The sequence below is a fragment of the Reichenbachiella sp. genome (assembly GCF_039941815.1).
GTDB lineage: Bacteria > Bacteroidota > Bacteroidia > Cytophagales > Cyclobacteriaceae > Reichenbachiella.
This window is the reverse complement of record NZ_JBDVDW010000050.1, coordinates 14,085-26,185: the sequence shown is the minus strand read 5'-3', so window position 1 is coordinate 26,185 and position 12,101 is coordinate 14,085. Positions and strand designations below refer to the sequence as shown.

Below are 12,101 nucleotides of genomic sequence, written 5' to 3'. Positions count from 1 at the left end.
TACTATGCCATCGTATGGAAGACATTTTGCACATCGTCGTCCTCCTCTAGTTTTTCCAACAGCTTGTTTACATCTTCCTGCTCAGCTTCAGTAAGCTCCTTGGTAGTAGTTGGAATTCTCTCAAAACCTGAGGAAAGAATCTCGATGTTGTTCTCTTCAAAGTACTTTTGTAATGCACCATAGTCGGAGAAACCTCCATAGACCATCATTCCGTCTTCGTCTTCAAATACCTCTTCTGCACCATAGTCAATCAACTCCAGTTCGAGCTCTTCAGCATCCAATCCTTCTTTGTTCAACCGAAAGTTGCAGGTATGCTCAAACATAAACTCCACCGAACCAGAAGTACCCAGATTTCCATCACATTTATTGAAATAGCTCCTCACATTGGCTACCGTACGATTGTTGTTGTCCGTCGCAGTCTCTACTAAGACAGCTATGCCATGAGGGGCATAGCCTTCAAAAAGGGTCTCTTTGAAATCGCCCAGACTTTTGTCCGAAGCTCGCTTGATTGCGCGCTCGATATTGTCCTTCGGCATATTGGCTGCCTTAGCATTCTGCATTACCGCACGCAGTCGGGAATTGGTATCTGGATCAGGGCCGCTCTCTTTCACAGCGATTACTATATCCTTACCTATTCTCGTAAATGTACGGGACATAGCGCCCCACCTTTTTAGTTTACGTGCCTTTCTGAATTCAAATGCTCTTCCCATTTCAGTCTATTTTTAAGAACACAAATATATAAAAACGATGTACCCGAAAGCAATCGTAATCAGGGCAAATTGAGCCTTTTTTTAAGGATAATTTTTAGGGCTTCACATAGGAGACCACCTTGTGCTTTTTTGACAATCCCGTGTAGATCAGCTTTTCTGATATTTCATCTTCGACATACGGATCCTGTTCTGAAGTGGGGTAGAATGCGAAATATACTTTTTCTCCACTGAAATAATCTTTGAGATACGGATTCAAAAACAAGTCAAATGAAATTCTGGCATCTGTGTCATTTATGGGTTCTACTATGTCAGAACTTATTGGTATACCCAATCTGTCGGTATGCAAATAGTTGGTGCTGGAGACTTCTTCTTCACGATGAATAAACAATCGAATATATTTTTTCTCAAACCTTCCAGCTAGAAATCCCTTGATTTCAAAGCTCATTTGTACCTGATTTTCGAATGATCCCGCCACCAGAGTCATAGTCTCAATTTCGAATAGAGGTATGGATGGAATATTGATTGTGAGAATATTATCAGGCATGTCCTGCAGAGGGATATAGATTTCAGCATATCCCTCTTTGCTTACCAGGATAGTGTAGGCAGCCGAGTCGAATTCTTCAAACTCAAAACTGCCATCGTACGGAGTTTCAGTTTCTTCTATCAGTTGCTGATCCTGATAGAGTTCTACACTAAAGCCACTTTCATCTTTAGTCTCAAACGACGCTCCTCTTTCATCTTCAGAACCGATAAATCCTGAAATTGAATACTTATTTGGAAGGGTAGAGTCATCCTTGCAGCCTGTAAGTATGGCGAATACAAGAAAGATGATGGTTAGTGATTGTTTCATCTTGCTTTTTAGGGAAGACAAGTCAAAAATTGAAATCCCTAAAAAGCAGCATTACTAAATCGATTCTTGTCAACTAGCCGACGGTTCCATCTCACATTCGGTAAAGGTGATTCCATGAGACTCCAACTCGCTGAGAACCGGTTCATATATAACTTTCTCTGTAGGGATATGAACCCCCAGTGGATTCATCTTGCCTTGCAGGATGAGTTGGGCAGAGACCGCTAGCGGCAACCCCACTGTTTTCGACATCGCCGTATTGATCGCATCTTCGCCTTCTACCGCCATATAGGACTGTATCTGCTTTAGCTCCTTTCCCTCATAATATTCAAATTTATGCCACATCACAATCATGTCCTTCTCATCCGGTTGAATCGTCCATTTCTTTTTCAGAATATGTTCCAAAATTTGAGCCGGGGTTCCCTTGTCCAGTCCCACAAGTTCCTCATCGAACATTCCAAGCCATTTTAGTTTGAACATTTCATCCGATTCCAGTTCAAGTTTGAGATAGTGTGCCAGCTTGAGCTCGATAGAATCATCCGGGTTGTAGGATAAAAAGGAGTTGATAAATTGTCTATGCGTCATCTTGGACACATCGTGTAGCTCGTAGGTATCATCAGTAGCCCCCAACTGAACAAATACATCCCATGCCTTGGAATACCCTACTCTTCGTAGCGTCCCTCGGTACAAAGTTTTTATGCCACGGAGTTTATACGCGTCAAGATACTTTAATGAATCTCGATTCGCATAACCTTCAAAATAGCCATACTCAGGGATGTGGATGACTTCAGTTCTTCTGAAAAGCTTTTGATAAGGAATATACTTGTATCTGCCTTCCTGGATGAATTTCACAAAACCCTGTCCTGCTAATACCACGTTGCGCGGATTCCAGGTGAATTTATACTCCCACGGATTATCATCATTGTTGGGAGCCAAAAGACCACCAGTGAAGGTTTCAAATGCACGCAATTCATGACCAGCTTCCCTGATTCTGTCCAGCACTTTCATAGCCGACATGTGATCTATTCCGGGATCTAGTCCCATCTCCATGATTAGGCCTGCATTATTTTTTTCAAATTCCGCATTTAGTCCCTTGATCTCATCTGTAAGGTAGGATGCTGTAAGCATATTGATCCCATGTCTGGCGCACACTCTGGCCACATGAATATGGAAGGAGGCAGGCATCATCGAGATCACCAGATCATATCCTGAGCTAAGACTGTCCTGGTGAGCAGTATTGGAGATGTCAAAAGCAATTGCTTTTCCTCTCTCGTATCCATTTATTTTTTCCCTGGCTAGCTTTTCGTCCAGATCTCCAACTACCACCTGCCAATCATTTTTTTCTGCATGAGTTAGCAAAAATTCAATCAATGTAGAAGAGGATCTTCCCGCGCCAAGTACAAGTACTTTTTTCATTTATAGTTGTATTAAGTTTTGGGGTACTGTCAATTTCTTTGTTGTTGGTTGGCCCAAAAAAGAAGCAAATTATTAGATTTTCACGGCCACGAACAAAACATTTCCTTAAAAAAATAAGTATTAAATTGTCCATATTGCTTTAGTGCATTTAAACATAGATTTTGGACCATGGCTAAGAAAGTAACCCGGCAGGTAAACGCAGAAATATTCGACTTTTCGGAGTTGGACGCGACGGAACAGTCGCTGGTCAGTCAGGCCAGACAGGCAGTGTCCAACGCCTATGCACCCTATTCTAATTTTCATGTCGGATCAGTGGTATTATTGGCTAATGGAGAGAAAATACAGGGCAGCAATCAGGAAAATGCGGCTTATCCATCTGGGCTCTGTGCTGAGCGGGTGGCGATCTTCAGTGCAGGGGCAAACTATCCCGATGAAGCTATTGTCAAAATTGCCATTGCGGCCAAACCGGCCAAGGCAAATGACTACGTGATGGCCTCATCCTGTGGCAACTGTCGTCAGGCAATGATGGAGTACCAAAGCAAGCAATCATCCGAAATTGAACTCCTTTTTGTTCAGCCCAACGATCAGATTATGAAGACTACAGTCAGAGACTTGCTACCGTTTGGCTTTGATTCGGAGAGTCTATTGAAATTCCAACCTTGACCCTTTCTTAGTTCTCTAGTTGTTATTTGAAAAACACCTTTCATTCCACTTATTCAAAGCTTAGGGTACTTATGCTAACCTAAAGTTGACCTGATATAAAATAGGTGTACACTTATTGTTCACCCGTTTGAGAATCGTTTGGATGGTCCGCTACATAGCTTTGAGTGTAGAAAAGTTATTTAGATGATACAAAACGTAAAGGTCCGTTCAGAATTCGAGCAGAAACTAGATTTAGAAGAAAGAGAATATAGAATTGAAAACAGCACAGCTGAGGATATTCTAAGAATTAAAGAGAAAGTATTCTTTATAGATAAGGATATTCTCGTCATAGAGGAGCTGGCTCATCCCACCGAGTTTAACCAGATACTTTTTTTTGAGAAAATGCAGGAGTTGATACTTCCACATTTCACTTTCTATTTACTGATCGACCTTACCAAGGTAAAGGAGAAAAAGAACGACTCAGCTCATCGGGATAGGCTAAAGAAAACCTTCAAATACTATCGAAGACAAATACTTCATAATGCGATTGCCATTGAAGGAAATATACTCATCAAGCTGGCTGCCAAAATTGTGATGAGAGGTAATGTAAACTCCTTGTCTTTTCATTCGAATTTTTCTGAAGCCAGAAAAAAAATAGAGCAGCTGAAATAAAAAAAAGTTCGATTAGAAGATTTTAGAAAGATGATACAAAATAATTTTTTTGAGCGGACCATTAGGCAATTGAATGCCACGACTCCATCCGAGTACAGAATGAAGGTGGAGAATGGAATATTGATGTGGCGAGAATCTAAGATCCCATCGATAGTAGACACACAAGGTGTGCGGAATAGATTGATAGAGTTGATTAATCCAAATCAAAAGTATTGCGTCCTTTTCGATCTGTCCAATATTACCCTGCGGCCGCCAGTGGAAGTGAGGTACTTGATGAAGACAATTTTTAATGACTACGAGGAGAATTTCGAGCACGTGTGTTTTATAATAGCCGCTGACTCGCCGCTGCGATTTACAGCCAAAATGATCATGATCGATTGTTCGAGCTCCTATTCGTTTCATGTTTGGTTGGAGGATGCTAAACAGAGAATTGAGAGGATAACAAGATCATAATTTTTGCTCCGAGTAGATATTTTCAACATAGACACCAAAAGACATGAATGATGAAACCAGAAAAAGCATTGAGAATAAAATTGAATTTCTAGAAGGGAGAATCATTATTTGGACTGAACTAGCTAAGCCAACCAAAGCCGCACTCGAAATTTTTGAAAAGAAATTGGAAGACCATATTGATCTTAAAGAAAACTACTTAATGATTTTTAACCTTTTAGATGTGAAAAAAGGCCCTGCCTCGGAAATACGCTATAAGTTGAAAGACATTTTTGACAAATACCGAGGTAATCTAACTCACGGCTGCGTTGTTTTAAATACCAACAAATTGCTAGAGTTGACAGCCAAACTTGTCATGAGAAAGTACTTCAAATCTGTGTCTATTCATAGGAGTATGGAAAGCGCTCTAGAATATGCCTCTGTGAATTTCAAAAAGCAAATCGAACCCCTATGCCAGCAATAGGCAAGGATTCAAAAAAGAAGCAACTTTTATAAGAAAAGTCAAATGAGGCAAGATTTTATTAACCTGGTATTGGATGCTTTGGTCGAGCTTTTAAGCGGAAATATTCCGATTACCATTGAAAGCATAGAGGAAGAGGAAAACGATGATTATAAGGAGATATTGACTGGCTTACTCTATCTACACGAAGACCTTACTTATAGTAACAAGAAAGTAGAAGACACGCTAAATGAGTTGAAAGATGCTAAAGAGAAAGCCGAAATGGCTTCTAAAGCAAAGGCAGAATTTTTAGCAATGATGAGTCACGAAATGCGTACTCCATTAAACGCAATAATAGGATTCTGCCATCTGATGCTTTCAGATAAAAATGTACAGCCTCACCAGATTGACGATCTCAAATCGCTGAAATTTTCTGGCGAACACCTCTCTTCCTTAATCAATGATTTGCTGGACTTTAATAAAATTGAAGCTGGAAAAATAGTCCTCGAGAAAATTCCATTCAACCTTGCCGAAGATGTTGATGGCCTGATTAAGGCATTGAAAGTAAAGGCTGATGAGAATAATGTAAAACTCAAATTTGTTCATGACAGTGATTTGCCTTCACATGTGGTTGGTGATCCAACCAGGCTCAGACAAATCATCACAAATTTAGTAGGTAATGCAATCAAATTTACAAAAGATGGCAGTGTCACAGTAAGCTTAATCGTGGACAGCTTGACAGACACAGAGGTAGGAATAGACTGCTTAGTGACAGATACAGGCATAGGAATTCCGCAAGAAAAACTGAGTAAAATTTTTGACACTTTCAGCCAGGGAGATTCAGAGATCACCAGAAAGTTTGGTGGTACCGGATTGGGGTTAACCATAACGAAGCAACTCATCGAATTACAAGGAGGTACTATTAGTGTGGAGAGCGAATTTGGACGTGGCTCCACATTTAGGTTTGCACTGGTCTATAAGTTGGATACAGTCAAGAAAGCCAGAACAGAAGAGAACCATGGGGCGCAAGACTTCAAGGAAATTGAAATCTTGGTCGTCGAAGATATTCCGGTCAATCAAGTGGTGGCAGAAAGATTTTTGAATGAGTGGGGCGCAAAGGCCGACCTGGCCGATCATGGGGCTATGGCTGTTGAAATGGTTCAGAAGAAAGATTATGATTTGATACTAATGGACCTGCAAATGCCAATTATGGATGGATACGAAGCCACACGCAAAATCAGGGACCTAGACGAAGCCAAATATAGAAAACTACCTATCGTGGCTCTGACGGCCTCAGCAATGATAGACGTGAAGGAAGGGTTGTTCAATGCTGGTATGAATGATCTTGTGCTGAAGCCAATCAACCCAAGTGAATTGTACGAAAAGATTTCAAAGAACCTGTTGAGAGAAAGGAAATATCGTTTGACCGAAAAATTAAAGATGTAGCAGTTATACACTCCTTAAGAAGCGACATTTAACAAAATAATCTTCGGTATAGGAACACTTTTGATAAATTTGGGGTTGGGTTATCTTAAAATACCTATTACGAATATAAACGACCATGCAAAAACTGCCCTTACTGCTGTTGACCATACTCTTTGCTTGTAGCACCACGACGCAAAAACAAGAAACAACTTCAGAACCTAGTCGATATCCTGACCACCTTCTGAAGATGTTCGATAAACATGGCTCGCTTGATGCCTGGAAAAAAATGAGAGCGATGTCCTATGAAATTACAGGAGAGGAAGGCAACGAAAAGCAACAAATCGACCTTCGCAATCGACGAGAAAGAATCGAAGCTACTAATTTTGCTACAGGGTTTGATGGTACAAATATCTGGCTGGATGCAGACTCAACCTATGAGGGTAATCCAGTATTTTATCACAATCTTATGTTCTACTTCTATGCCATGCCCTTTGTACTGGCGGATGAAGGGATCAATTATGCGCCAGCGGATACTCTTACTTTTGAAGATAAAAAATATCCCGGTTTTAAAATTACCTATCAATCCAATGTTGGTATTAGTCCAGAGGACGAGTACTACCTTCACTATGATGCTGAGAGTTATCAAATGACCTGGCTTGGATACACGGTCACCTTTTTTTCAAAGGAAAAAAGCAAGGAGGTACGATGGATTAGATACAATCAATGGCAGGAGATACAAGGATTAGTATTGCCAGAAGCCTTGACTTGGTACAAATATGATAATAATCAACTCACAGAGCCCAGAGGTACTGCTGAATTTGTAAATGTCATGATTTCCGAAAAGGCTTTTGCTGATAGTATTTTCTCCAAACCAGAAGAAGCAGTTTTTGTACTGGAAGACCCTGATACTATTTGATTGTTTTTTTAACTATATATAACCATCCTAAAGGTTTGAATTTTGAATTCAAGGCGCCTTTACATTCATTTGTTTGACATGAGTACTGATAACAATAGATCGTTGAATTACATCGAGATCCCTAAGCTTTTTTACAATGACCTCACTGGTGCTCCCATGCAAAAGTGCATCTCCTGCGAGCGAGACCTACTAGATGGCATTGAACCTTATATGATTGAAAAAGCCCTGAAGCCATATGATGGATTGCGGTCTTATTCGACCGTATTTGAATATGCTATGTGCATGCAATGTATGGAAGGATATCAGAGCAAAATCTCAAAGGAATCAATGGCTAAAATCAATGATCATTTTGCTGCCAACATAGACATTGAAAATCGAAGAGGGTTAATAGAGAATAATCAGTTTGACGATTTGGATGCCTGGGTTAATAAATGTATAATCACTAAAACTGAGGTGGAAAGTACGGCAGAGTGCCAGATTTATGCGCAGTGCATCGGCGATCAGTTGATCATGGCCGACTACCCCTATATGATTAGTGGAATAGCCATGGAGGAAATAGTGAAATTGCTGTCGCCTGAGACCTTGGATGAATTTGGCCGTCTGCAAGAAGAGCTCATAGGACCGTCCGAATTTCAGGATTTGCTCAAGGGCGGCCCAAAGGTCTTTTTATAAAGCCCAGACTCGAATTTAGCAGTATTTTGCTTTTTCTTTTAGCTTGGCCTCAATAGCCTTACCTGTAGGAGTTGCTGCCAGTCCGCCTAAACCAGTGCAAGTCAGTTCATGAGCCATCATGTCACCCACCTCTTTCATACTCTGAACGACCTCATCATACGGAATCAAATGTTCATAGTTGGCCAGCGCCATATTCGCACACGACATTGCATTGGAAGCGGCCATCACATTTTTACCTAAGCATGGAGCCTCTACGCGATTGCCTATTGGGTCACACACGATGCCTAGTGAATTTTGCAGAGCAAGAGAGGCCGCGGCTACGCATTGCTCCAGGCTGCCATTCATGAGAGTCACTAACCCAGCTGCTGCCATTGATCCTCCAGCTCCGGTTTCAGCTTGGCATCCTGCGACTTCTGCAGCGAAAGTGGAGTGCTCAGAAATAAACACACCCATGATGCCAGAGGCTAATAAGGCTCGTGCTATTTCTTCGTCAGTGCTGCCTATATTTTCAGCAGCTCCGAAGATAGCTCCTGGCAATGCGCCACATGAGCCAGCTGTGGGTGCTGCTACGAATACACCCATGGAGCTTTTTACCTCCATCATAGCCGTTGTGTTTAGCACTATATTATTGAGCATGCCACCATCCAGTAGCTGATTCCGATCCATTTTGGATTTATAACCTAGTGACTGCACAGGTAGAATACGGTCCTCATAATAAGTGCCCTTGAGGCCTTCGGTGATGCCTGCACGCATGATCTCAACGATGGTCTTCATCTTGGAGAAAACTTCCTCCTCTGAGATGTCACCTCGCATGCTTTCATATAAAGTGGCAAGCTGCCACAGTTCCAGTTGCTCCGATTGACCCAGCTCCAGCATTTCCTTACAAGTCATAAAAGGTACTTTGAGATCCTTTCTCGACAGGATTGGTAGCACAGGGTGGAGATAGCAGACATCGGTCACACCCGGAGTGCCTTCTATACGCTCGATAGTGGAGGAGTCGAAGGCATCAGCACTTTTGATTTCTATAAAACTTTTGTGTATGATTTTGTAGTCACAAGCAATTTCCGGCAGGAGCTTATCTATCAGGGCCAGTTCCGAACCATAGATGAGAAGTTCGTGATAGTCTCCATTGATACTGACCTTTGAGGCGTCAATCTCTTGCACCTCCATCATTCCACCTCCCGTACTTATCGCAGAGAGCGTATGTGCAATCTTATCGTTGCCGATTCTGATTCGATAGTTGTTGGGATGCTGAGCATCGTAACTTAAGTAATTGATAGTAATCTTGATTCCAGCATCTTTTATGTGCTTTTTGTAGTCCATCATTCGTGGGTCGTCTGCCTGCCATCCCAACAGTCCGCCGTATAGGCCCATATCAGTACCCTGGCTTTCGTGTGTGGTGACCAGCGAACCGTTGGGGTCGTAGTCAACCGCCATATGCGTAATGTCACCTTTCATCAATTCATGTAAAATCAAGCCTATGCGACAGGCGGCAGCACTATGTGAGCTTGATGGTCCGCGCATGACTGGCCCGATGACATCGTTGAAAATACTTGAAATAGCCATTTATTTTATGTTTTGATCTAGCTAAAGATAACAGATTTCGAAATGAAAATCACTTATATCGGCATGGGGACTTATTTATTCAAAAACCCTTTTCCAATACCGAGCCATCGTTTCTCTCAAATGCAGGGAGGTGTTTTCTCCTTCATTCAGGCTATGCGTACGCATCGGATAGGACATCATTTCAAATGGTTTGTTGTGCTTGATCAATTCGTTGACCAGCCATTCAAAACTTTGATAATGTACATTGTCGTCACCGGTGCCATGGATAATCATGAGGTTACCTTGTAGATTTTTGGCATACGAGATAGGGGAGCCTGCGATATAATTGGATTCATTGTCAGCGAGTAGCCCCATGTATCTTTCCTGATAGATGTTGTCATAGAGTCGCTGATCAGACACAAAGGATAGCGCCAAACCCGAATGATAGATTTCTGGATATCTGAACAGGCAATTCATCGTCATCTGACCACCGCCACTCCAGCCCCACATACCGACTTTGCTGGTGTCAATAAAATCGTAAGTATCAAAAAGAACCTTTGCCGCCGCAGCTTGATCATGTGTGGCTAGGATTCCAATCTGTTTGTAAATTGATTTCCTCCAGTTTCTACCACGAGGAGTTCTAGTTCCTCTGTTGTCAATACTCACCACAATATACCCTTGCTGAGACATGTACTGGTGCCAGAGATCCTCTCTTTGCCAAGCATCCTGCACAGTTGAGTTTGCTGGTTCGCCGTAGGTAAAGAAAAGGATCGGATATTTTTGAGTAGGGTCAAAATTGACCGGCTTGATCATCATCGCATCAAATACTACTTCTCCTATATCTATTTTGATAAACTCTTTCGGATTGAGGTTTAGAGCATCGAATTTGTTTTTTAGCTCACGATTGTCTTCCAGTACACGAATTGATCGATGTTTTTGAAGATCGATCACAGAGATTTTGTTGGGAGTAGACGAATTCTGGAAAGTATGAATGGCGTACGAGGCATCTGCGGATATCTGATAAGCATGCTGGCCGGGTTGATCTATCGGGCTGACACGCTCAGGTTCTGCGCTTCCATCAATTTTACTTCGGTATAAATATCTTTGAGTGAAGTTTTCAGGAGAGGCAGTGAAATAAACATAACCACCCTTCGGATCAATACAATTGATTCCCACCACGTCTATTGCACCTTTGGTGATCGTATCAAAGCTTTTCCCATCCCTGGAAACCTTGTAGAGATGCAACCATCCATCTTTTTCGCTAGTCCAGGTAAAAAATTGTTCATTTTCTAACCACATAATATTATCATGGATATCGAGAAATGCCTCATCCTTATCCACAAAAATGTTTTGTAGAGACAGAGTGGTCGTGTTACCCACCCAGACGGTATTAGTATTCTGCTCTCTGTTGAGTTGCTGGATCATTACCTCGTCTGAATTTGGAATGAAATCCATTCTGGCCAGGTAATTATTTCTTGGGTCGCCTGGCACATCAAACCAGCGAGTCCTGCCACCTGTAGCACTTACGACTCCTACCTTCACTGCCGAATTGGAGGTGCCCACCTTAGGATATGGAAAAGGCACAGGCTTGGAGTAGATCGAATCAGTATTATTAATCAAGTAGAAGGTGCCCATTCCTTTGGTATCAGATTGCCAGTAGGCAATTTGGGAGCCATCAGGACTCCATCTAAAACCATCTCTACAGCTAAGTTCCTCTTCATACACCCAGTCAAAGGTCCCATTGATAATCGATTTTCCTCCATCGAATGTCAGCTGTGTAAATTTACTGTCGGATAGATTTTCAACGTAGATATTGTTTTTGCTAACGTAGGCCACACGACTGGCATCGGGTGAAAATTTAGCAAACATCATGGTTGCACGTTCAACATTTTGACCCAAGGGAGTGAGTTTTTCCGATTTCATATCAAGGACCCAATAATCACCTCTGGTGTGATATCTCCAGACTTTGCGAGTATTGGTGAAAATCAAGAGTTTGGTATTGTCAGGAGACCACTCATAATCGACTATTTTCAACGGTTGTTTTTTGCCTTTTGGAATAAGTTTTTGTGCTGATACCAGCACAGATCTTTTACCTGACCAAGCGTCATATTTGATCATATCATATCCACCGGCATCCATGTTTTGTTCTAGTGTAGAATAGCTACGGTTGTCTTTCATCCAGCGCGCAGGCCCAAATCGCTTGGTGGCATAAGTCTTGTTTTTATATATGTCTTCCAAAGTGAGCTGTGTTTGCTGGGCGGAGGCATGCAGTGAGCAGTACGTCAATAGACAGATGAATAATATTCGCATCATATTTAGCTGAAGTTTTTTATTAATTTAATTGATTTCAAGCTAATCTGTCAATTG

The 12,101-nt window shown here is 41.7% G+C and carries 12 protein-coding genes; 7 read left to right on the top strand and 5 right to left on the bottom strand.

Annotated elements, in window-relative coordinates; genetic code table 11:
* Positions 1-2: 2 nt before the first annotated feature.
* The 3 genes from ABJF11_RS10910 to ABJF11_RS10900 form a co-directional block, all read right to left on the bottom strand.
* Positions 3-710: a YebC/PmpR family DNA-binding transcriptional regulator gene (locus ABJF11_RS10910; RefSeq protein ID WP_348119882.1), complete on the bottom strand. Its 708-nt coding sequence runs from the start codon at positions 708-710 to the stop codon at positions 3-5.
* 94 nt (positions 711-804) lie between these two features.
* Entirely contained in the window at positions 805-1,560 is a 756-nt protein-coding gene (locus ABJF11_RS10905; protein WP_348119881.1) for a hypothetical protein, read from the bottom strand.
* A 69-nt stretch (positions 1,561-1,629) separates the two neighbouring features.
* Positions 1,630-2,973, bottom strand: coding sequence for a saccharopine dehydrogenase C-terminal domain-containing protein (locus tag ABJF11_RS10900; RefSeq protein WP_348119880.1), 1,344 nt, complete (start codon positions 2,971-2,973; stop codon positions 1,630-1,632).
* Positions 2,974-3,141: 168 nt separating this feature from the next.
* Between ABJF11_RS10900 and cdd the strand changes: the two genes are divergently transcribed.
* From cdd to ABJF11_RS10865, 7 genes are all read left to right on the top strand, one after another.
* Complete coding sequence (gene cdd, locus ABJF11_RS10895; protein WP_348119879.1) at positions 3,142-3,636, top strand: cytidine deaminase; 495 nt, start codon at positions 3,142-3,144, stop codon at positions 3,634-3,636.
* A gap of 183 nt (positions 3,637-3,819) precedes the next feature.
* Positions 3,820-4,287 carry a hypothetical protein gene (locus ABJF11_RS10890; protein ID WP_348119878.1) on the top strand — a complete coding sequence of 156 codons (468 nt, stop codon included), beginning with the start codon at positions 3,820-3,822 and terminating at the stop codon, positions 4,285-4,287.
* A gap of 30 nt (positions 4,288-4,317) precedes the next feature.
* The gene (locus tag ABJF11_RS10885; protein WP_348119877.1) at positions 4,318-4,740 is read left to right on the top strand and encodes a hypothetical protein; all 423 of its coding nucleotides are present in this window, start codon (positions 4,318-4,320) and stop codon (positions 4,738-4,740) included.
* A gap of 43 nt (positions 4,741-4,783) precedes the next feature.
* Positions 4,784-5,200 (top strand): hypothetical protein, encoded by a 417-nt coding sequence (locus tag ABJF11_RS10880; RefSeq protein ID WP_348119876.1) that lies wholly within the window; start codon positions 4,784-4,786, stop codon positions 5,198-5,200.
* Between the two features lie 42 nt (positions 5,201-5,242).
* Positions 5,243-6,622, top strand: coding sequence for an ATP-binding protein (locus ABJF11_RS10875; protein WP_348119875.1), 1,380 nt, complete (start codon positions 5,243-5,245; stop codon positions 6,620-6,622).
* 115 nt (positions 6,623-6,737) lie between these two features.
* Positions 6,738-7,517, top strand: a complete 780-nt coding sequence (locus ABJF11_RS10870; protein ID WP_348119874.1) for a DUF6503 family protein — start codon at positions 6,738-6,740, stop codon at positions 7,515-7,517.
* 78 nt (positions 7,518-7,595) lie between these two features.
* On the top strand, positions 7,596-8,189 hold the full coding sequence (locus tag ABJF11_RS10865; protein WP_348119873.1) for a hypothetical protein: 594 nt from the start codon (positions 7,596-7,598) through the stop codon (positions 8,187-8,189).
* A gap of 15 nt (positions 8,190-8,204) precedes the next feature.
* On the opposite strand, the gene ABJF11_RS10860 is transcribed toward ABJF11_RS10865, so the two are convergent.
* Both ABJF11_RS10860 and ABJF11_RS10855 read right to left on the bottom strand, forming a co-directional pair.
* Positions 8,205-9,755: an L-serine ammonia-lyase, iron-sulfur-dependent, subunit alpha gene (locus ABJF11_RS10860; protein WP_348119872.1), complete on the bottom strand. Its 1,551-nt coding sequence runs from the start codon at positions 9,753-9,755 to the stop codon at positions 8,205-8,207.
* A gap of 75 nt (positions 9,756-9,830) precedes the next feature.
* Complete coding sequence (locus ABJF11_RS10855) at positions 9,831-12,047, bottom strand: S9 family peptidase (RefSeq protein ID WP_348119871.1); 2,217 nt, start codon at positions 12,045-12,047, stop codon at positions 9,831-9,833.
* Positions 12,048-12,101: the final 54 nt, after the last annotated feature.

Excerpts from the sequence above, each read along its gene's own strand:
- ABJF11_RS10865 (WP_348119873.1), top strand. The coding sequence starts at position 7,596 with ATGAGTACTGATAACAATAGATCGTTGAATTACATCGAGATCCCTAAG.
- cdd (WP_348119879.1), top strand. The coding sequence starts at position 3,142 with ATGGCTAAGAAAGTAACCCGGCAGGTAAACGCAGAAATATTCGACTTT.
- ABJF11_RS10905 (WP_348119881.1), bottom strand. The coding sequence starts at position 1,560 with ATGAAACAATCACTAACCATCATCTTTCTTGTATTCGCCATACTTACA.
- ABJF11_RS10880 (WP_348119876.1), top strand. The coding sequence starts at position 4,784 with ATGAATGATGAAACCAGAAAAAGCATTGAGAATAAAATTGAATTTCTA.
- ABJF11_RS10875 (WP_348119875.1), top strand. The coding sequence starts at position 5,243 with ATGAGGCAAGATTTTATTAACCTGGTATTGGATGCTTTGGTCGAGCTT.
- ABJF11_RS10890 (WP_348119878.1), top strand. The coding sequence starts at position 3,820 with ATGATACAAAACGTAAAGGTCCGTTCAGAATTCGAGCAGAAACTAGAT.
- ABJF11_RS10860 (WP_348119872.1), bottom strand. The coding sequence starts at position 9,755 with ATGGCTATTTCAAGTATTTTCAACGATGTCATCGGGCCAGTCATGCGC.
- ABJF11_RS10885 (WP_348119877.1), top strand. The coding sequence starts at position 4,318 with ATGATACAAAATAATTTTTTTGAGCGGACCATTAGGCAATTGAATGCC.
- ABJF11_RS10910 (WP_348119882.1), bottom strand. The coding sequence starts at position 710 with ATGGGAAGAGCATTTGAATTCAGAAAGGCACGTAAACTAAAAAGGTGG.
- ABJF11_RS10855 (WP_348119871.1), bottom strand. The coding sequence starts at position 12,047 with ATGATGCGAATATTATTCATCTGTCTATTGACGTACTGCTCACTGCAT.
- ABJF11_RS10900 (WP_348119880.1), bottom strand. The coding sequence starts at position 2,973 with ATGAAAAAAGTACTTGTACTTGGCGCGGGAAGATCCTCTTCTACATTG.
- ABJF11_RS10870 (WP_348119874.1), top strand. The coding sequence starts at position 6,738 with ATGCAAAAACTGCCCTTACTGCTGTTGACCATACTCTTTGCTTGTAGC.